Here is a 21,651-nt window from a genome sequence, read left to right as displayed (position 1 = left end):
TAACTTCTTTTTCAGTTAGGCTGATCTTTAAACAAAAAAAATCCCGCCAAAAGCGGGATTCTAAATATTTTGAGTTTCCTTAAAAGTAACTTAGTTTAAAAACTTAGGCTTAATAACTAACATAGCCCAAGCCCAGTTTTGTACATCGGCAGCAGCAGCTTCTGTAACACCTTTAAGCTCGTACATACCATCACTAGCAAACATGTGAGAGTACCCTATTTTTAAAGCATAACCTTTAAAGGCTTTAGAATATACTAAATCTAACTCTGTTCCTAAAGATTTCTCGCCACTAGCTAACTCTTGCTCACCACTAAAGTTTAATGCTTTAACCATTAAGCTAGAGGTTTCGTTAAGTTTAAAGTTTGCACTTACGTGAATATCAAATAAACCAACATTGTTAGCATGATTTCCTACGTAGAAGTAATCCATAAAACCATTAAATTTATGATTGGTTCCGTATAGCGGGAAGAAAGCTTCAGAATCTGCAGTTGTAGTATCGTTACCACTAATAAGTTCCATACCTGCACCTAAACCAACTTTAGCAGATGCTTTGTAAGTAAACTCTAAGCCTAATAAATAAGCACCATCAACAGTATCACCCATTTGTGTAAAAGCATTTAATGCTGCTCCAAAATCGCCACTTTTATAATCTAAGTGTGTTCCTAAAGTTTGAATGCTGTTTACACCATCTGGAGTTACACCATCTGCTTCATATTTCTGAAAACCATTGTTTAACAATAATAAGCTACCAGAAAAACTATCCCAAGATTGTTTTAAATAAGCATATTGCATGGTTTTATAAGAAAAATATCCTGTAGTACCGTAAGCTGTAGAAGTCGATTGAAATCCTGTTGGGTTCGAGTAATCTTGATTAAACGCTAAACCAACATCTAATAAAAATTTTCCTTTTTTATATTTCAATAATGCCGCATCATGGTTACGCCCTTGTTGTGCCCAGTCTAAGCCTCCAAAAATACGTTGATCGTCGTAAGAAATAACCTGACGACCTAATTTAGTAGTAAATCCTTCGCCTAATTTCACCTCTGCCCAAGCTTGGAATACAGCAAACGAGTTATTCTGGTCGTAAGGTAAAATTTGTCTGTTTTCTCCCCAAACCATAACATCTTGTAAGCTTACATAAAACTTATAATTCTCTGTAGAGTAACCTGTATTTAAACGAATTCTTGTTGAAATTCCAAAACCAGGGTCTGCTGCATCTGGAATAATACCACCAAAACCATTACGGTATTCGGTTCTTGGCCTAAACTCACCATCTAAAGTAAACTGTGCTTGTGCAAATTGAACCATTAAGGCTAGTATGCTTATAGTTAAATAAATTTTTTTCATAATTTTAATTTTACGTTTTTAATTATCTAGTGATTGATTGTTGTAACTTTTTTAATGTTTTAAGGCAAATGTATAAGACTATCCTTTTTTACTTTATGATAAATCTCATGTTTATATTACTTTTTAATGCTCCAAAAAGTCTATTAAGTGTTTTCTATACTTGTAGTAATCGTCGTGTTCTAAAACCGATTTACGTGTTCGTGGTCTTTCAAAATCAATATTTAAAATATCACCAATTTTCGCTTTAGGCCCACTCGTCATCATAACCACGCGATCTGCTAAAAAAATAGCTTCATCTACATCGTGCGTTATCATAACGGCTGTAATTTTTTCTTTATTCCAAATTTCAATTAAAATATCTTGCAACTCTCCTCTTGTTAGAGAATCTAGCATACCAAAAGGCTCATCGAGCAATAATACTTTAGGTTTAATAGCAAAAGCACGAGCAATACCAACACGCTGTTGCATTCCTTGAGAAAGGTCTGATGCCTTTTTATCAAACGCATCTTCCAAGCCTACTTTCTGTAAATAATACTTAGCAATATCATGCCTTTGTGCTTTTGTAGCATGCGGAAACACTTTATTTACGCCCAACAAAACATTCTGTAAAGATGTCATCCAAGGCATTAAACTCGGCGCCTGAAAAATAACACCTCTATCTGGCCCAGGGCCTTTTATATGCTTTCCTAAAACAGATATATGTCCGCCCGAAATAGGGTTTAATCCAGCAATCATAGAAAGCATCGTTGTTTTCCCGCAGCCCGAATGCCCAATAATGGTAACAAATTCTTCCTTTCTAATCTGTAAGTTTAAATCTTCCAAAACCACATAGTCACCCTTTGGGGTTGGGTAAACCTTTTTCAGGTTTTTCAAATCCAACATCACTTCATGAGAAGGAAAAATTTGTTTTTTAAGTATATCGCTCTGTTTATTTTCAATTATAACGCTCATGCTTTTTACTTTTAAAATTGATTAACAAAATCCTTAGGACTCAAATCCGGAAGCACAATAGCTTCCTTAGCCTCAGTTTTTCTCTCGTTTCCAATATCCATTAAATACTCAATAATGGCATTTCTTGTTTTTTTGAAATTCGGATTATCATTCATTTCCGTTTTATCTCTAGGGCGTTCAATATCAATTTTAAACTCAGGCCCTAAAGTGGCATTTGGCCCTGGACGTAACGGAATAATGCGGTCTGCCATGTAAATACCTTCATCTACATCATTAGTAATTAACAGCGCTGTACGTTTATCTTTTCCCCAGATGTTTAAAATTTCATCTTGTAAATTCCCACGCGTTAAAGCATCTAAAGCACCAAGAGGTTCGTCCATAATAATCATTTCTGGTTTCATGGCTAAAGCTCTAGCAACCGATACACGTTGGCGCATACCACCCGATAATTCTTTCGGACGCTTATTAATGGCAGGTGTTAAACTCACCATCTCCACATAATCGGCTACAATAGCATGCAACTCCGCTTTACTCTTTTTAGGAAAAGCCTCCTTAACAGCCATATACACATTTTGTCCTACCGTTAACCAAGGCAGCAACGAGTAGTTTTGGAAAATAACACCTCGCTCATGGCTAGTTCCCATAACAGGCTCACCTTTAAATAAAACCTCACCTTTAGTTGGCGTAATTAAACCGTTAATTAAGTTTACTAAAGTGGTTTTTCCACTACCAGTAAACCCTACAATAGCAACAAATTCACCTTCTTCAATCGATAAATTAATGTTCGATAGCACTTCCGGTTCGTTTTCGCCTTTACCGTAAGTTTTATAAATATTATTTAATTCTAAATATGCCATTTTTCTAAGTTTTATTTGGGCGTTACCACAAGGGTCGAGCTTTACGCTACAAGTCCTCGCTCCGTGCCTACGCTGTGGGCTTTCCACTGCAATCCCTAACGCAAATTCGTCTGTTCAATTAAATCCCTTCCGTTTTATCAAAAGACACCCAGTTTTGTATGGTTAGCATAATGCGATCTAATAAAAAACCAATAATTCCAATAACAAACATGGCCACAATAATTTTTGCATTAGAATCGTTAGCTCCATTTTGGAATTCTTCCCAAACAAACAGACCTAAACCAGGACTTTGAGCTAATAATTCAATAGCAATTAAAACCATCCATGCTACCGATAAGGTAATTTTTAAACCTGTAAAAATTAATGGTAAAGACGATGGTAATACCACTTTAAATATTTTTTGAAACGGTCCTAACTTCAATACTTTAGCTACATTAATATAATCTTTATCTACCGTAGCAACACCCATAGCAGTATTTACCAAAGTGGCCCACATAGAACAAAAACCAACACTAATAAACGATATAGTAAACGAGCTATCCTCGCTAGAATCGATCAATAATGTTTTTACAATCATAAAAACAAGTAAGTACCAAACTACTGGAGATACCGGTTTAAAGATTTGAATAAACCAGTTGAATGCGCTTTTTAAAGTCGGACTCAACCCAATGAAAATACCTAAAGGCACCGCAATAAATAAGGCTAATAAAAACCCAGCAAACACTGTTTTTAAACTTCTAAATATTTGATCTACAAAAGATGGTCGCCCAGTATATGTAATAGCATCTTTACCTTCTGCCAAACGTTTCTCGTTTAAAACAGCTGTTTTTTCAATAAACGCAGCTTTATCAGCTTTTATAATGTTATGATCTCTTAATAACGATTTATAAGAGTCCCAAACCTGACTCGGTGATGGCAACGTGTTAGGTTGGCAACTAGAATCTCCCGATGCTATGCAACTACGCAAAGCATCGGCAGCTTCTGGACCTTGATCAGTAAGGGCTTTTTCAATTTTAAATTCTGCTTCTATGTTGTACAAAGATTTTGCACCCAAATGCCACAGCCCAATAAATAATAGCATAGAAGCCAGTGGAACAACGGTTTTACGTAGGACATTTTTTAAATCTTCTCTTTCTAGTTTCCCAGTAAATAGGTCTTTTAAGGTGCTTAAAAACCCTAACCCTACAAAATTGGTTACTTTTCCTAATGTTATACTTTGCTTCATGACTTCTCTATGTATTGGCTTTACTAATTATTGTATCGCTTTATCTTTATTTCCTATTTTAAAACTATTGATGTAAGAAATTGGATCTTTACCATCGTAAGTTGTACCATCTATAAAATCTGCTGTTGCTGGTTTAAAACCATCTGTAGTTGGAATATCTCCTGCAGGAATGTTTCCTTCTTCAACTAAAAGTTTAGCGGCTTGCGTCCAGATATCTGGTCTATAAATACTACTAATAGTTTCTTTATACCATGCTGCTGGCTTAGCTTCAGGAATTTGTCCCCATCTACGCATTTGCGTTAAGAACCAAATACCATCAGAATAAAATGGATAAGTTGCATTGTATTTGTAGAATACATTAAAATCTGGCATATCACGCTTATCACCTTTCTCAAACTCAAAAGTTCCTGTCATAGAATTGGCTAAAACCTCTTCTGGCGCACCAACATATTGAGACATTGATAATATTTTTACAGCCTCTGCTCTATTACTTGGCTCATCTAACCATTTACCAGCTCTAATTAAAGCTTTAGTTACAGCAATAGCCGTGTTTGGGTTATCTTCAACAAACTTCTTTGTCATTACAAAAACCTTTTCCGGGTTGTTTTTCCAGATATCGTAATTTGTTACTACAGGAACTCCAATACCTTTAAATACTGCTTGCTGGTTCCATGGTTCACCTACGCAATATCCATGAATAGTTCCTGCTTCTAACGTTGCTGGCATTTGTGGCGGAGGTGTTACAGATAGTAAAACTTCAGCATCAATTTGTCCTTGAACATTATCGGCCGTATACATACCTGGGTGAATTCCCGCTGCTGCTAACCAATATCTAATTTCATAATTATGTGTAGACACCGGAAAAACCATTCCCATTTTAAAAGGCTTACCTGAGTTTTTATACTCTGTAATTACTGGTTTTAAAGCTTCTGCTTTAATAGGGTGCACAGGCTTTCCATCTTCTCCTATTGGCACGTTTGGTTTCATTTTAGCCCAAACATCGTTGGATACTGTAATTCCATTTCCATTTAAATCCATTGAAAAAGGCGTTACTAAATCGGCTTGACGACCAAATCCTGCTCCAGCAGCAATAGGCTGCCCGGCTAACATGTGCGAACCATCTAATTGACCATCAATAACACGATCTAAAATATTTTTCCAATTCGATTGTGCTTCAACTGAAACAAATAAACCTTCATCTTCAAAAAATCCTTTTTCTTTCGCAATAGCTAACGGCGCCATATCTGTCAATTTGATAAAACCAAATGTTAATTGTGGTTTTTCAATATCTAATGTTTTTGTTTTAGAAACTTCGGCTACAACAGTTTCTGCTATTTCTTTCTTTTTCTCTTTGCCTCCGCAAGCACTTAATGCAACCGCTAAGGCAACAACTAAAGAGGATTTTGTTAATAATGATTTCATGTTGAATTGTTTTAATTAATTACTAAGTATTAATACTTACTTGTTGCAAATATATAAGTAGAACTCAATTTAATACATGATATTCCCCATATAACAATAGCTTTTTTATCATATAAAAACCTGCGAAAACACAGTTAAAATAACCAATAACTTAATTAACAATAACTTAAACACACAAAACAAACTACGTAAACCAACATAGTAAACATAAAAAACTACGTATAAAAACACGTATTTATAAAAATAAAGTTGAAATCAAGAAAATCTAAAAGTGAAATAAAAATATAATTTGAATAACTTTAAAATGATGCTTAACTATCTAAGAAATAGTTATGTTCGCTAATTTCATTTTTAAGTGCTTGCACATTAGGAACACCTATTTTTTTTCCTTTAGCAGAAATTAAGCCTTCCTTTTTTAACAAAGAAAACACACGGATTACCTGCTCTTCTGTGGTTCCTGCATAATCGGCATATTCTTTTCGGCTTAGTGGTAAATTGAGATAACCACGTAAATCGCCAAACTTTCTATTAATATACAACAATGTGTCAATAACTCGCTCACGAACCGTCATTTGAGAAATAGACTTCACTTTAGATTCGCTGCGGTTAAGCTCATTGGCATAAAACAACATTAATTGATAACTAAACTCAGGGCTTTTTCTTAAAGCATCTTGTAAACTATCTTTAGAAAAATAACAAAGCACAGTATCTTGCAAAGCCACGGCACCAATAGAATAATATTCTTCAGTTCCAAAACCACGATGGCCAATAATTTCGCCTTCTTTCGCAAAACGAACTATTTGCTCACGACCATTAATACCGGTTCTAAAAACCTTAACAGTACCTTTGAGAATAAAAAACAAGCCATTAACTGGAGCGCCCTCTATTATAAACTGTTGGCCCTTTTTACAACGAATGTCACTCTTTTCTTTTTCTAGAGTTTTAGGACCTAACGTTTTTAAAACATTTTTAATTAAACAATCGGAATTATCACATACTTCGCAAGCCGTTCTCGTGAGCGATCTCACGTTTGGCGGTGTTCTATATGTATTTACAACTGTATTTTGCATAAAAAGCTTTAAGCGAATCACACAAATATAAGTATTAATACTTACTCATCAAGAACACTACTTATTTTTAATAATTACGCAAATAGTTTCTAAAAACAATAAAGACATCATATATTTATGATGTCTTTATTGTTAAAACCGTAATTTAAAAATTAGATTTTATGTATATCTTTCTATCGATTAAGGGTTTAAATCTATTCTACTACTCTCATTTTTTACGACAAAAAGTCTTCTTTCTGTAATACGCTAAAAGCGTTACAATAACCATAAAAGCAGCTAAGACATAAACAAAATTAGGAATTGGTAACGGATCGCCAGCGGCATAGCTATGCAAACCAGACAAGTAATAGTTGACTCCAAAAGACGTCATGATAATAGACCAAAAAGCAAACATACTCGCTACGTTTATAATAAAGTTGTTGTTCAGCTTCGGGATAAATCTTAAATGCAAAACGATAGCATAAACAATAATACTTATTAAAGCCCATGTTTCCTTTGGATCCCAAGCCCAATAGCGTCCCCAAGACTCATTAGCCCAAACACCTCCCAAAAACGTACCTACAGCTAATACAAACAAACCAATAGTCATGGCTATTTCATTAATATAAGTCAGCTCTTTAATTTTAACTTCTATAATTGCCTTAGTTTTTGGCGTTTTAAAAATATAAAGCAACAATGCCATTAAACCTAAAATAGCAGACAATGCTAATGGCGCATAACTACTAACAATGGTTGCCACATGTATTTTTAACCAATACGACTTTAAAACAGGCATTAAATTGGTAATCTCCGGATTTAACCAATCTAAATAACTTACAAATAATAATGCCCCGGAAAATAAGGTAGCAAGTGGTAAAGAAAAATCTGATTTTCTAAACGTAAGTAGTCCGCATAGCAGTAACACCCAAGACACAAAAACTAACATCTCATAACCATTACTCCATGGCGCATGTTGTGCCACATACCAACGTAAAATAATATTTCCTGTAAAGCATAGAAATGAAACTAGAGTTAGCACTATAAGTATATTATTGAAAAACTCTATACCTTTTTTCTGCACAAACATTTTTACAATAGCCAGAACGAGCAATATCAATCCAAGCGCAAAAAACACCTGAAATAACCAAAAATTAATATTGGCCTTATTGTACCAAAGTTCTGCTTCTATACGCTCCGGAGTTGGTATTACACTTGCGCCTAAAACCTCTTGATATTTTTTAATGTACATTAATTTCTCTTGAGCATCATCATACTTAAGCATTACAATGTCATTAAAATAAGATGGAATAATGCTTTGCGCGAACTGAGCATCTTCCTCTGGGAAATCTCTAAAATGATGTTTAAAACTAAACCAAGTATTATTGGCATCATTCTTATTTGGGAAGATCTTTAAATAATTTCCAGCAAATAAATTATATAAAATATTAAATCGCTCATCAACTTTTAAAACCTCTTTATCAAACTCATTACGTTCTGCAGGCTTTTTCTTGTTAGCTTCTTCAACTTGATTGGTTAAAATATAATCGCCTTTAGCATCTAGCAAGCTAGTGTAAGGCAATAGATTATTTGTACCAACTACCACATCTTTAAAAAGGTCGCCTGTTTTATCAAAATCGGCCTTAACAAGCGGTATTTTCTGCCAAACGTGCGGTGCTATATGCATGGCTAAAAACGTTTGATTGGCATCAAAAGTCACTTTTTCACCATTTACTTCATAAGAAAAACTCGATTTTCTTGATATTTTTCTCAAAAACTCAGAACCTAATGTATTTACAGGTTTTATTCTACCATCAAGGTCTTGCACCAAAATTTTACCAAAATAATCGGAATGTGCGCGATCTACTTCTTGCGATTTTACTAAACGCTCTATTTGTTGTGCTGTAGAATCGTTTAATTGCTGCGCAAATGAAGCTTGTAAACTAAAAAGCAACATTACAACAGCTACATGTTTCTTTTTTAAATGTTTCAGTTTTTTATTAATTAAATGAAAACGAGATGCTTTTCCGAAAAGGGTAAAAAACATACCCAACGTCATCAGTACATATCCTAAATACGTAATCCAAGTTCCTAAACTATCATGATTAACAGAAAGAACAGTTCCTTTTTCATCAGTATCATAACTAGCCTGAAAAAAACGATAGCCTCTATAATCTAGCACATTATTCATAAAAATTCTAAACGGTGTTTTTTCATCGTTATCTAAAATAGTAACTTCACTAGCATAAGCTGATGGACTCGATGAACCGGGGTAACGCTCTAACTGAAAATCATTTAACTGAATAGAAAACGGCGTTTCTATTGCTCCCGCTCCATAAGATAAAATCACTCTTAAATTGTCGATATTGACTTCGTGGTGTGTTGGTAAAAAGCCTTCGCGATACAATATATTTAAAGGCTTTTCAGCATCATTTACAGATACATTAACGAGTAATGCATCATCCTTCATTTTATCGTTTTCTTTAGAATCTTCAGATTCACTTTTTAAATGAAAAATTCCGCTTTCGAAGTACGTTAATGGTACAAATGAAATATCGCCCGATCGGTATAATGTTCTTAATGTAATGGCATGTAAGCTATCCTTAGGAATAACTCCTGCTTGTTGTGACGACATGATAAAGAAATCTAAATTGTGAGGAGAATCGATACTAAAAGCACCATTTTCTTCAACAATATTAATAATACCTTTTTTATCAGAATTGAAACCAATTTCATGCTGATGCTCTCCTATCTTTTCAATTTCTCCTTTTTTAAGGTATATGGTATTTCTACCATTTCCTTCGGTAACTACCATTTCTAACAGGGGCTCACCATGTTTTTCATCTTCTACAACTTCGGCAATGGCATCTTCTACATAATCTTTGTAAGATACCGCTACTGTTGCGCCTTCAAAATCTGTTTTTAATGTGAAATCGTTATTTTTTATAGATGAAAACGATCGTTTCTCTTTTACCGTTTTAGACGTTTTTCCATCAGTAATAGTTACTGATAAAAAATTAGCATCTGAAATAACCACATTAGACGATTGCCCTTCTCGAATACGCATAACGCCACCATAAGAGGTATAACGTGTAATTCCTGCACCGAGAATGATGACAATGAAAGATAAATGGAACAGTAAAATGGCCCACTTTTCTTTCTTTAATAAGTTATACTTAAAAATATTGGCGATGAATGAAAAAGCTAAACCAACCATAACCATCTCAAACCACCAAGAGTCGTAAATGATTATCCAAGCTGTTTTTGTTCCATAATCGTTTTCAACAAATGTGGCTACAGCCATTGATACGGCAAATGTTAGTAATAAAAGTAGAGCCAACCTTGATGATGAAAAAAACTTGTATAATTTCTGCATAAAACTTTATTAAAAAAAAGAAAGATAGTTTTGGTGATATCACTAATCATCAAAAACTATCTTTCCTAATTATTAAAAACTAATACTAATCTTTAATTATTTAAAGACACATCTTTTGCGCCATATTTAGATTCTCTTTCTTTAGCAGCCTCTAACCATTTTGGTACTAGGTTTTTCTTAAATTCTGCTTTCTCTTTTCTTAAAGCTTCCATATCTAAACCAATATACTCTTGAGCTTTTTCTTTAGTAGAAATATCTGGCATAGTTACAGCTTCATTATGGCCCAACTCAGCAAGTAAACGTGCTAATTTAACACGACCATCTTGAATAATAGTAAAACCACTACCGATAACTCTAGCGGTTTCTACAGGCGAGTGAAAAGATGCACCGTGAGATGCGGCGGCATAATCCCAACGCCATTGTGCGTGACGGATATCCATTAAAATATCTTTCATTTGCTCTTCTGTTGCTCCTAAATCCCAAGCTTTTTTAGCTTCTACGTGAGCTTTAACTAGAAAACCTTCTAATTTTAATCTGTTTTCGGCTGTTTTACGTTGACGATCGTAAACATTCATCTTTAACTTATCAGCATCTTCTCTATGGCACACTTGGCACGCATTAGACACATTGTTTAACGGAGATTGTATGTGGTGATCTGTAAATTTTTGTCCGCCCTCACTCTTATATGGCATATGGCAATCTGCACAAGATACACCACGATCGGCGTGAACTCCTGTTAAGTAAGTTTCATATCCTGGGTGCTGTGCTTTCAACATTGGCGCACGGCTTAATTTATGTGTCCAATCGCTAAATTCAATAGCATCATAATACTCTTCCATAGCTTCTACAGACATCCCATTTTCCCAAGGTAATTTTAAATAAGGTACACCTTCTTTTCCTGGTAATTTTTTATCAAAATAATACTCTACGTGACATTGTGCGCATACTAAAGAACGCATTTCTTGGTGTGTTGCTTGGTTAATATCTTTCCCCATAGCATCAAAAGCTTCAACCAAAGCAGGGCGAGATATGGTTAATTTCATAGTTTTAGAATCATGACAATCTGCACAACCAATTGGATTTACAATCTCATCGCCTTTATCTGCCCATTTACCAGAATAAAATTCGGCTATACCTTTTTCATTCATTAAACGTGGTACATCGGGACTCTTACACGTCCAACATGTAGCAGGCATTGGTCCATCACCTTCTCCTTTAGGTCCACCAGTTCTAAGTGAGTTTGTTATATCTTTAATAGCATTCATGTGACCACGACCTTGACTATAATCTTTAGAAAAACCATAACCAGCCCATAGCACAACTAAATTAGTATCCTCATCTAGCATATCGCGCATAGCAGAACCACCTTGGTAAGTTGCAAAACTAGTGTCGGCTGTTTGTAAAAAGGACTGATACTCGGCTGGATAATTTTTTCCCCATTCGGCATTTCTTGGCTCATTATCTCCAATGTTAACCTTTGGAACATATTGATATTTAGCCTCGTTTTTCCTATTAACAATACTTGATGCTAATAATCCCAGTAGAAATACGACTACTACTGTCACAATAAATAAAACCTTGTTTTTCATGTATTAAGTGTAATTTATTTTAAAATCTATTTGGTTTCCATTTCTTTTTCCAACCAGCTTGGTATTACAGCCTCTTCCTTATCTGTTGGTATTGGAGCTATATTACTTTTTATTGTTGAAATACCATGTACCGTACCATGAGGCACTTCTTGATGGCAAGACCAACATTGCCTTTCCGTTCTATTTTTAGCATGATCTTCTATATATCCATCATACTTTACTTGTGTAACTTGCTGCACATGGCAACGAATACAGTTATTTTGAACCACCTCTTGAGATGCCGCTCTCATAAACATCACCTCTGGCTCTGCTCTTAACGTAAAAACCGATGCATGAAACAAACCATCTTTCGCTTTAAAGTAGTACTTATTAAATATGTTGTTATGTGGTACATGACAATCATTACAAGATGCCCATTCTCTGTGCGAACTATGCATCCAACTGTTATAAACCGGCGTCATGACATGGCAGTTTACACAAGCTAAAGGATCATCAGACATGTAAGAAACCAATTCGGCTTCTTTCGTCATAAATAAACCTAAACCTGTGATAATAGCTATAAAAAAAACCGCTATTGTTCGCCATCTAGATTTTTTATTTGGTAATAATTTGTTTTGTATATCCACAAGTATAAATTATTCGAGTTTATTATTTAACTGCCTTTTCTTATTTAGTTGTAAAAAACTAACTACTAATATTATGTTAAAATACATTTTTTTTCTTGTTGAACCAATAATAAAAATGCAATTCCCCAATGACTTCGCAAAAATGTTAATTTTTTTAACAGAATAAAATGACAAATGTCATGTTACAAAAAAAGTTGAATTAAAAATTAATATCGTTATATTTGCTAATACATAACGATATTTATAATATGATCTCCATAGCACAAGCCATATCTACAGTAAAGGCAAACACCAATGCTCTAATGAAAACAACTATTAAAACAGTTGAAAAAGCTGGTGGCTATATACTTTCTAAAGACATTAAATCACCGATTAACATGCCGCCGTTTAATCAATCGGCAATGGATGGTTACGCCTTAAGCTTACACGAAAGCAATACTTACCGCTTAATGGGTGAAATTCAAGCAGGCGATGAACACCAACCCATATTAAAACCAGGAGAAGCCTACCGAATTTTCACAGGTGCAGCTGTGCCAAAAACTGCGAATGCAGTGGTTATGCAAGAAAAAGTTACTGTTGAAAAACTATTAATAAAAATTGAAGGTGATGTCTCTATAAACCAAAATATTCGTCCCTTAGGAGAGCAAGTAAAATATGATGATTTAGCTTTAAAAAAAGGCACAAAACTGACACCTGCAGCCATTGGGTTTTTAGCATCTTTGGGCATTACAACAGTTTCTGTATACAAAAAACCATCTATAGCTATTATCACCACAGGCAATGAATTGGTAGAACCAGGAACCAATTTAAAATACGGAAAAATATATGAAAGCAACTCAAAAATGTTACTGAGTGCGCTTTACAATTTAAAATTCTACGATATTAACCTATATAATGTTGCTGATAATTATGGAAGGACAGTAGCTCAGTTAAAAACAGCGATTAATGAAAACGACCTCGTAATTATTACAGGAGGTATATCGGTTGGAGATTACGATTTTGTTGGTAGAGCCTTAACCGAATTACATGTTGAAGAACTTTTTTATAAGGTGAAGCAAAAACCAGGCAAACCTTTGTTCTATGGAAAAAAAGGAGCGACTCAAGTTTTTGCATTACCGGGTAATCCTGCTGCGGCACTTACTTGTTTTTACGTTTATGTTCACATAGCCTTACAGCAAATGATGAATCGTGAGGATCTAGAATTAAAGCGGGTTTCAGCTAAATCTGCAACACACTTTCTAAAAAAAGGTGATAGACCTCAGTTTTTAAAAGCCATTTATAATAATGGTGAAGTTGAAATTCTAGAAGGACAAAGTTCAGCCATGCAACAAACCTTTGCCTTGGCCAATGCCTTAGTTTTTATGGATGAAAACGCACAAGAAATTACCATAGGAAAAACAGTTGAAACCATAATTTTACCCGAATAATATGAGCTACAAAATTAAAAGTAGAATTTGGATAGAATCTGAAAACCATGTGCTTTTAGGCGAAGGCCGCGTACAATTATTAAAAGCTATTGAAACGGAAGGTTCTTTATCTAAAGCAGCAAAAACATTAGGGTTATCATACAAAAAAGCATGGTCGTTAATAGATTCTGTAAACAAATCAGCTAAAAAACCTGTAACTATAAATAGTACTGGCGGTAAAGGTGGCGGAGGTGCAGAATTAACAGATTATGGCAAACAATTAATTGCCGTGTTCGATGAAATAAATAAAAACTGTTGGAATTTTTTAGATGAACAAATTCAGAAACTTGATGAATTATAGTATTCAGTAAAAAAAGTACTCAAAATGCAGTCTCAAGTTGTCTTAAAAAATAATACAACAATCATAAACAAATAATCAGTAACTAAACAAAATGTTACAAACCGAAAACATAACCTTGTTTCTAATTATTTTACCCATTGTATCCTTTCTATACTCTAGTGTTGGACATGGAGGTGCAAGTGGCTATTTAGCCCTTATGGCTTTGTTTTCGTTTGCTCCAGAAACAATGAAACCCACGGCCCTATTGCTTAATTTATTTGTGGCAGGAATTTCATTTTACTATTATTTTAAAGCAGGATTTTTTAATAAAAAACTATTTCTAGCCTTTGCAATAACTTCTATTCCATTTGCTTTTTTTGGCGGTACTATTGAAATCGACGCTTCTATCTATAAAAAAATATTGGCCGTTTTACTCATTTTTGCCATATTAAAAATGCTTAATGTTTTTGGAAAAGAAAGTGACAATATAAAAGAAGTAAAACTTTGGCAGGGCCTCTTTTTCGGAAGTATAATTGGTTTTTTCTCCGGGCTCATTGGTATTGGTGGCGGCATTATTTTAAGTCCGGTAATTTTACTATTTCATTGGGGTAAAATGAAGGAAGCCGCAGCCGTTTCTGCACTATTTATTTGGGTAAATTCAGCATCAGGATTGGTTGGTCAATTATATAGTGGTGTAACACTTCAAAAGGAATCCTTTTTATTAGTAGGCATTGCTTTAATTGGTGGTGTTTTAGGTGGTTACTTCGGAAGTAAAAAAATAAACAACATGCAACTGCGCTATATTTTAGCCTTTGTGTTAATTATTGCCTGCGGCAAATTATTTTTCACTTAAATATGATAGATAAAACGAACATAACGGGTATTATTCTTGCAGGCGGAAAAAGCACTAGAATGGGTACTGATAAAGGCTTTTTAATGCTGAATGGCAAATCGTTTATGCAACATAGCATCGATGCTTTAAAGCCGGTAGCTTCAAAACTTATAATAGTATCAAATAATACAGATTATGATGTTTTTGGCTTAAACCGTGTTAATGATTCTATTGAAAATGCAGGACCTTTAGCTGGGATTTATTCTGGTTTAAAAGAATCTAGAACAGATTATAATTTGGTGTTAAGTTGCGATATTCCTTTGATAAATTCGGATGTTTTAAGACAGTTAATTTCGGCTATCGATGACACTTCCGAAGTCATTCAAATAGAAAGTAATAATCGAAAAATGCCACTGATTGCACTTTATAGTAAATCTTGCAAAACTAAATTTGAGAGGCTATTAAACTCGGGTGAACGAAAATTACAATTTGCAGTAAACCAATGTAGCGTTAAGAGTATTTCTCTAAATAAAAATGAAGCCAAGTTTACAACAAATGTGAATACTAAAGATGAATTAAAACAGCTAAAACGCATGCAGATACATATAAAATATTTTGGGAAAATTTCTGAAATCACAGAGATTACAGAAGAGCAAATTGAGTTTTCAGGAGGTGATGTTTCGGCACTTTTAAAGTTTCTTTATTCCAAATACAAAAATTTAGAATCTAACGATTTTAAAGTCGCTCAAAATCAAGAATTAGTTTCGGAAAACGCTAAGCTTACTGGACAAGACATTGCATTATTACCACCTTTTGCCGGCGGGTAAAATTTTCAATCTAATAGAAAAAATTACATAATTATTGAATTAGTAAAAAATGAATAACAGATACAACAGACATATTATTTTATCGGAAATTGGTCAAAAAGGCCAAGATAAAATTTCTAATGCTAAAGTTTTAGTTATTGGCGCAGGTGGCTTGGGCTGCCCTATTTTACAGTACCTTGCCGCTGCAGGCATTGGCAACATTGGTGTTATAGATTTTGATGTTGTTGATATTTCAAACTTACAGCGTCAAATTTTATATGGTACCTCAACCTTAGGCAAAAATAAAGCCGAAGCAGCTAAAGCCCGTTTAGAAGATTTAAATAATGATATTTCTATTAAAGCGTATCCCGAAAAACTAACGCATAAAAATGCACTTAATTTATTTGAAGCCTACGATATTATTGTTGATGGTTCTGATAATTTTGAAACTCGATATCTAGTTAGCGATGCTTGTATTATAGCAAACAAACCCTTAGTTTTTGGAGCTATTTATAAATTTGAAGGTCAGGTTTCTGTATTTAATTACAAAAATGGCCCAAGTTATCGCTGTTTATTTCCTGAAGCTCCAGAAAAAGGGACTGTACCAAATTGTTCTGAAATTGGTGTATTGGGTGTGCTTCCAGGAATTATTGGTACCATGCAAGCGAATGAGGTTTTAAAAATAATTTTAGAACTTGGCAACACACTATCCGGAAAACTATTTTGCTATAATGCCTTAACATTAGAAAATACAACCTTAAAGATTAAACGGTCGGAAATTGCCATTAAATCTGTTCTTAAAGACAAAGAAAATTTTCATTTAAAAGCGATTAATTTGAATTGTGAAGTTGAAATTATCTCAATTTCAATTGAAAATGTTTTATCAGAAAAAAACATTCAATTTATTGATGTTAGAGAAACTCATGAACAACCAAAAATTGACTATTTACCTGTTACGTATATTCCGTTAAGTCAGCTAGAAAATCAACTAGACCAAATCGATATCACAAAAAAGAAGGCCATTTTCTGCCAATCAGGAATGCGAAGTAAACGAGCCGTAGACATATTACTAGAACATAACATATTAAACTGTTTTAGTATTGTTGAAGGTGCCGCCGAAATACAAAGTAAAATAAAAGAACATAATAACATGTTACTAAATGAAAGATAAAAAACCTAAAAGCGTATTTAAAGAAGGCCCAATAACATCAGACTTTATAGGGAATTCTATTTATAAACATCAAACAAAAACAAGTATTGGTGCTCATAACATTTTTTTAGGACAAGTTCGTGCCGATGTTATCGATAATAAAACGGTAGCAGCTATCGAATATACGGCTTACGAAGATATGGCAAATAAAAAATTTCATGATATTCGAGAGGCTGCTTTTGATAAATTCGACCTTACCTGCATGCACATTTACCATAGTTTAGGTACTGTAAAAGCAGGTGAAATATGCTTATTTGTATTTGTATCATCACCAAGACGTAAAGTGGTTTTTGAAGCTTTAGAATTTATAGTTGAAGCGATTAAGGCTGATGTTCCTGTTTTTGGAAAAGAGATTTTTGAAGATGAAACACATCAATGGAAAATAAATAGTTAAACAAATCAACGATTAAACATTAGAAAATGGTCGACATCACCCATAAAAGCACAACTTTACGCACTGCAACCGCTCAAGCTGTGGTAAAAGTAAGTAAATCCGAAACTATAGAAGCTATTAAAAACGATACCGTGCCTAAAGGGCATGTTTTTGCGATGAGCAAAGCTGCAGGGCTTTTGGGAGTAAAACGAACGCCAGATATTTTACCCGATTGCCACCCTCTACCTATTGAATTTACCGGTGTGGAATACGATATTAACGGATTGGAAATCACCGTGCTTTTTACAGTAAAAACCATTTACAAAACAGGTGTTGAAGTTGAAGCCATGCACGGAGCAAGTGTTGTGGCCTTAAATATGTACGACATGCTGAAACCGATTGATAAAGGCATCGAGATTCACGCAATTAAGTTATTAGAGAAAAAAGGTGGGAAATCGGATTTTAGAGATCGTTTTAGAAAAGATTTAAAAGCAGCAGTAGTTGTTTGTTCCGATACTATTTCCGCTGGACATAAAGAAGATAAAGCTGGGAAAGCTATTATTGAAAAATTAGAATCTTGCGATGTGAAAATTTCAGAATATGTTATTATTCCAGATGAAATTGAAGATATTAAAGCTAAAGCCAAACAATATGAGGCCGAAGGTATCGATATGGTTATTTATACAGGAGGCACAGGACTTTCTGGGCGCGATGTAACACCAGAAGCTTTAATTCCGTTGTTAGATAGACGTATTCCTGGAATTGAAGAAGCTATTAGAAATTACGGACAAGACCGTACACCGTTTTCCATGTTATCACGCAGCGTTGCTGGTACTATAAAAGACACATTAATTTTAGCTTTACCTGGTTCAACAAATGGTGCTAAAGAATCTATGGATGCTATTTTTCCTGCTGTTTTACATAGTTTCAGGATTTTGAAAGGCGCTAGACACGATTAGTTTTTAAAAGATTACTTCTGGTTTTTTAAACCTGAAAATATAGAATAAATTAAAATAATAGTAATGAAGAACGAAATTCCCGTATTACAAGATTTACACGGCAGAGATCACGCATATTTACGAATTTCGTTAATAGAACGCTGTAATTTACGTTGCTCCTATTGCATGCCTGCAGAAGGTGTTCCGCTTTCGCCTAAAAGCCACTTAATGACTTACGAGGAAATTTACGATATAGCAAAAATCTTCGTAAAACATGGCGTTACTAAAATTAGACTAACCGGCGGTGAACCTTTAATTAGAAAGGATATCCCTGTAATTCTAGAACAACTATCATCACTTCCTGTAGAATTATCAATTACCTCTAATGCGGTAATTATAGATAAGTATATTGATATTCTAAAAAAGAATGGAGTTAATAATATTAACGTAAGTTTAGATTCTTTAAATGCCGAAAAGTTTAAGCACATTACAAGGCGAGATCAATTCACAAAAGTTTATAACAACATTTTACTTTTAGTAAAAGAAGGTTTTAATGTGAAGCTTAATGCGGTATTGATGAAAGATTTTAATGAAGATGAAATTATCGATTTTATCCATTTCACTAAAGATTTACCCATTGCAGTTCGGTTTATAGAGTTTATGCCTTTTGATGGCAATAAATGGGATATGAGTAAAATGGTATCTTATGCCGATGTTATGCAATTGGTTAACGCCGCTTTCCCTGAAAAAGATATTGAGAGACTAACCGATGCTCCAAATGACACTTCTAAAAACTATAAAATAAAAGGCTACCAAGGTAGTTTTGCTATTATTAGTTCTGTTACTAATCCGTTTTGTGATTCTTGCAATAGATTGCGTTTAACAGCAAACGGACAACTAAAAAACTGCTTGTTTTCATCGGGAGAATCGGATCTACTAACAACTTTGAGAGCAGGAAATTCTATTGAGCCAATTATCCAAAAAGCAGTACAAGCTAAATTTAAAGTGCGAGGCGGTATGGATACTTTAAAAAAATTACAAGAACCCAAACTACACAATAACAATAGGAGCATGATAACTATTGGTGGTTAACCGTATTGTAAAGAATTTTATAAAAATAAAAAACGCTAAAATCTGGGGAAGATTTTAGCGTTTCGTTTTTAAAACAACATAAGTAGGAACTGTTTTTTATTTAAATTATATTTTGAAAAACACAGGTTTCATTTTGTTTGTGCTTTCTACTTTATCTGCTCGAAAATTAATCATTGTTTTTACAAAATTTTCTATCTCATTCATTAAATAAAACAAATCTTCAGATACTTTTAAATCTGATGTGGTAGAATATCCAAAATATTTTAATTTATTCTGATTAAAAAAATATCTGGCACCCGCTTTAATAGCAAAGTTTATTCCTTTATCTTGTTTTATATCTATTAGTGTACAGTTTAAGCCAGATGTGTCTATCAACATTTCTAACTTATCCAGTGTATCATCTCTACTGCCATTATTTATAAGGCACAATTTAACTTCACTTCTAAAATTAAATAAACTATCAAATAATCCTCTTTCTATCTCTAAAGCATTATTATTAAATACTATTATTACTCCAATCTTCATGACAACTATCTAGGCCTTCACTCGAGAAGCCTTAACTGTTTTATCATTAGATTTCTTTCCTCTATATACCCAAGCAATTTGAGCTAGCTGTCCCACGATTTTCACAGAATCTTTCATGGATAGCTTAGATCCATCAGCATGAATCCATCTTTTTAATGGCTGCTCACAGATATAATTTTTTGCAGTTTCAGTACCAAAATGTAAAGTCATTCTTTTAAAAATTTCAACATCAAAAATCCATTGAGTAACAAATTTTTCTCTAAAAGAAAGCTCTATAACATCCTTACTAAAAATTTTAGCACCACATTGCGTGTCTTTGAAGTCCATTCCCAGTATTTTTCTGATAATGAAATTAATAGTCATACTAATAATTTTTCTTGCAGACTCCTTAGTAATGTTTGCCCCCATTCTACTAATTCTAGAACCACTAACAATTTTAAAATCTGTAGTTTCAATAGTTTTTACTAAATCGTCGAAATCTCTTAAATCTGTAGATAAATCGGCATCTAAAAAACCTATATAATCTAAATCATCATGTTTAGCCATGTGTAACATTCCTAACCTAACGGCTTCGGCTTTACCTCCATTTTTTTCGCAATCGTAAACTGTAATAAAATCTTCTCTACCTTTTCTTAAATCGTTTAAAACACGTAAGGTATCATCTTTACTACCATCGTTTACAAAACACAAATGGTATCCTGTATTTGTGCTTATATAATCGGTAAATTCTTTACTTAATAAGCGCTCCTCCTCATCATAACAAGGTATAACCACACCAACACAACGGTGTTGTATTACACCATCTCCAGTAGTATCATTTGTACTTACAACATCTGGCTGACCTATTAATCGTTTTACTCTTGCCGAAATTTCATTTAAGCTTAACGGCTTTTTCATGTAATCGTTAATACCTAAATCGAAGCCTTCAGTGATGACTTTATCTTCTGTATTACCGGATAGCACCATAATTGGTGTATCCCCATTTTTAGAGTTTCTTACATATTTTACAATATCTAAACCAGAAACTCCAGGCATATTAATATCAACAATTACTAAATCTGGATTAAAGGTATTGTAAACCGAAATTGCTTGATTAGCATCGGTTTCAATTACAACTTCGTATCCCAAATCGGTTAATCGCTTTTGGAGCGGTAGTAAAACTAGCTGTTGGTCGTCTATGGCTAATATTTTCATAACAAAATTTTTAAAATTCGTAGGTTAAATGAATTGGTTAATGGGTTCTAAAATAAATATTTATACGTTTAATGCGATCACAGATCTCATTTAAGCTTATTGGTTTCTTTAAATAATCATTAATTCCAAATCTAAATCCTTCTGAAATAACTTCGGCACTTGTATTTCCTGAAAGTACTATTATTGGTATTGACGAATTTTTAATGTCTCTAATATACCTGATAAATTCCAAACCTGAAAATTTTGGCATATTAATATCTACAATTAAAAGGTTGGGTTTGAAGCTATCAAAAATTTCAAAACCTTTTTTAGGGTCTGTTGAGGTGCAGACTTTGTATCCTAATTGTTCTAATTTTTTCCTTAGCGGTAACAACACTAACTGGTCGTCGTCTATGGCTAATATTTTCATTTTTTTTAATGTTTCAGTGGATTATACTTCAAAAATACATCTGAATTCCATGTTAAAATTTATATTTAGATTAACCTTAGCTTAACT

At 33.8% G+C, this 21,651-nt stretch carries 20 protein-coding genes; 8 read left to right on the top strand and 12 right to left on the bottom strand.

Features of this window, described 5'->3' with window-relative positions; all coding sequences use genetic code 11:
• Positions 1–90: 90 nt before the first annotated feature.
• The 9 genes from DFQ06_RS01945 to nrfH form a co-directional block, all read right to left on the bottom strand.
• On the bottom strand, positions 91–1,347 hold the full coding sequence (locus tag DFQ06_RS01945) for an alginate export family protein (protein WP_133965716.1): 1,257 nt from the start codon (positions 1,345–1,347) through the stop codon (positions 91–93).
• Positions 1,348–1,470: 123 nt separating this feature from the next.
• On the bottom strand, positions 1,471–2,298 hold the full coding sequence (locus DFQ06_RS01940; protein ID WP_133965714.1) for an ABC transporter ATP-binding protein: 828 nt from the start codon (positions 2,296–2,298) through the stop codon (positions 1,471–1,473).
• Positions 2,299–2,309: 11 nt separating this feature from the next.
• Positions 2,310–3,155 (bottom strand): ABC transporter ATP-binding protein, encoded by an 846-nt coding sequence (locus tag DFQ06_RS01935; protein ID WP_074936212.1) that lies wholly within the window; start codon positions 3,153–3,155, stop codon positions 2,310–2,312.
• A gap of 118 nt (positions 3,156–3,273) precedes the next feature.
• Positions 3,274–4,380 carry an ABC transporter permease gene (locus DFQ06_RS01930; protein WP_074936214.1) on the bottom strand — a complete coding sequence of 369 codons (1,107 nt, stop codon included), beginning with the start codon at positions 4,378–4,380 and terminating at the stop codon, positions 3,274–3,276.
• A gap of 27 nt (positions 4,381–4,407) precedes the next feature.
• Positions 4,408–5,802, bottom strand: a complete 1,395-nt coding sequence (locus DFQ06_RS01925; protein WP_133965712.1) for a CmpA/NrtA family ABC transporter substrate-binding protein — start codon at positions 5,800–5,802, stop codon at positions 4,408–4,410.
• Positions 5,803–6,113: 311 nt separating this feature from the next.
• Positions 6,114–6,872, bottom strand: coding sequence for a Crp/Fnr family transcriptional regulator (locus tag DFQ06_RS01920; protein ID WP_162857628.1), 759 nt, complete (start codon positions 6,870–6,872; stop codon positions 6,114–6,116).
• Between the two features lie 208 nt (positions 6,873–7,080).
• Complete coding sequence (ccsA, locus tag DFQ06_RS01915) at positions 7,081–10,224, bottom strand: cytochrome c biogenesis protein (protein ID WP_133965710.1); 3,144 nt, start codon at positions 10,222–10,224, stop codon at positions 7,081–7,083.
• 92 nt (positions 10,225–10,316) lie between these two features.
• Positions 10,317–11,813 (bottom strand): ammonia-forming cytochrome c nitrite reductase, encoded by a 1,497-nt coding sequence (gene nrfA / locus DFQ06_RS01910; protein WP_042503890.1) that lies wholly within the window; start codon positions 11,811–11,813, stop codon positions 10,317–10,319.
• Between the two features lie 26 nt (positions 11,814–11,839).
• Entirely contained in the window at positions 11,840–12,439 is a 600-nt protein-coding gene (nrfH, locus tag DFQ06_RS01905; RefSeq protein ID WP_235833459.1) for a cytochrome c nitrite reductase small subunit, read from the bottom strand.
• A gap of 248 nt (positions 12,440–12,687) precedes the next feature.
• Between nrfH and DFQ06_RS01900 the strand changes: the two genes are divergently transcribed.
• From DFQ06_RS01900 to moaA, 8 genes are all read left to right on the top strand, one after another.
• The gene (locus tag DFQ06_RS01900) at positions 12,688–13,866 is read left to right on the top strand and encodes a molybdopterin molybdotransferase MoeA (protein ID WP_133965706.1); all 1,179 of its coding nucleotides are present in this window, start codon (positions 12,688–12,690) and stop codon (positions 13,864–13,866) included.
• A gap of 1 nt (position 13,867) precedes the next feature.
• Positions 13,868–14,206 carry a winged helix-turn-helix domain-containing protein gene (locus DFQ06_RS01895; protein ID WP_042494847.1) on the top strand — a complete coding sequence of 113 codons (339 nt, stop codon included), beginning with the start codon at positions 13,868–13,870 and terminating at the stop codon, positions 14,204–14,206.
• 91 nt (positions 14,207–14,297) lie between these two features.
• Positions 14,298–15,038, top strand: a complete 741-nt coding sequence (locus tag DFQ06_RS01890) for a sulfite exporter TauE/SafE family protein (protein ID WP_074936224.1) — start codon at positions 14,298–14,300, stop codon at positions 15,036–15,038.
• 2 nt (positions 15,039–15,040) lie between these two features.
• Positions 15,041–15,844: an NTP transferase domain-containing protein gene (locus DFQ06_RS01885; protein ID WP_133965704.1), complete on the top strand. Its 804-nt coding sequence runs from the start codon at positions 15,041–15,043 to the stop codon at positions 15,842–15,844.
• Positions 15,845–15,893: 49 nt separating this feature from the next.
• Entirely contained in the window at positions 15,894–16,994 is a 1,101-nt protein-coding gene (moeB, locus tag DFQ06_RS01880; RefSeq protein WP_133965702.1) for a molybdopterin-synthase adenylyltransferase MoeB, read from the top strand.
• On the top strand, positions 16,984–17,427 hold the full coding sequence (locus tag DFQ06_RS01875; protein ID WP_042494844.1) for a molybdenum cofactor biosynthesis protein MoaE: 444 nt from the start codon (positions 16,984–16,986) through the stop codon (positions 17,425–17,427). Before moeB ends, DFQ06_RS01875 begins: the two co-directional genes overlap by 11 nt.
• Positions 17,428–17,453: 26 nt before the next feature.
• On the top strand, positions 17,454–18,365 hold the full coding sequence (gene moaCB, locus DFQ06_RS01870; protein ID WP_133965700.1) for a bifunctional molybdenum cofactor biosynthesis protein MoaC/MoaB: 912 nt from the start codon (positions 17,454–17,456) through the stop codon (positions 18,363–18,365).
• Positions 18,366–18,428: 63 nt separating this feature from the next.
• Positions 18,429–19,436 carry a GTP 3',8-cyclase MoaA gene (gene moaA / locus DFQ06_RS01865; RefSeq protein ID WP_133965698.1) on the top strand — a complete coding sequence of 336 codons (1,008 nt, stop codon included), beginning with the start codon at positions 18,429–18,431 and terminating at the stop codon, positions 19,434–19,436.
• 105 nt (positions 19,437–19,541) lie between these two features.
• On the opposite strand, the gene DFQ06_RS01860 is transcribed toward moaA, so the two are convergent.
• The 3 genes from DFQ06_RS01860 to DFQ06_RS01850 are packed head-to-tail and all read right to left on the bottom strand — an operon-like array spanning position 19,542 to position 21,564.
• Positions 19,542–19,961, bottom strand: a complete 420-nt coding sequence (locus tag DFQ06_RS01860; protein ID WP_052415278.1) for a glycosyltransferase — start codon at positions 19,959–19,961, stop codon at positions 19,542–19,544.
• Between the two features lie 9 nt (positions 19,962–19,970).
• Positions 19,971–21,155 carry a response regulator gene (locus tag DFQ06_RS01855; RefSeq protein ID WP_042503884.1) on the bottom strand — a complete coding sequence of 395 codons (1,185 nt, stop codon included), beginning with the start codon at positions 21,153–21,155 and terminating at the stop codon, positions 19,971–19,973.
• 37 nt (positions 21,156–21,192) lie between these two features.
• Positions 21,193–21,564 carry a response regulator gene (locus DFQ06_RS01850; protein WP_074936236.1) on the bottom strand — a complete coding sequence of 124 codons (372 nt, stop codon included), beginning with the start codon at positions 21,562–21,564 and terminating at the stop codon, positions 21,193–21,195.
• Positions 21,565–21,651 lie beyond the last annotated feature (87 nt).

The sequence above is a fragment of the Algibacter lectus genome (assembly GCF_004368925.1).
GTDB lineage: Bacteria > Bacteroidota > Bacteroidia > Flavobacteriales > Flavobacteriaceae > Algibacter > Algibacter lectus.
This window is presented reverse-complemented; position numbering and strand designations above follow the sequence as displayed.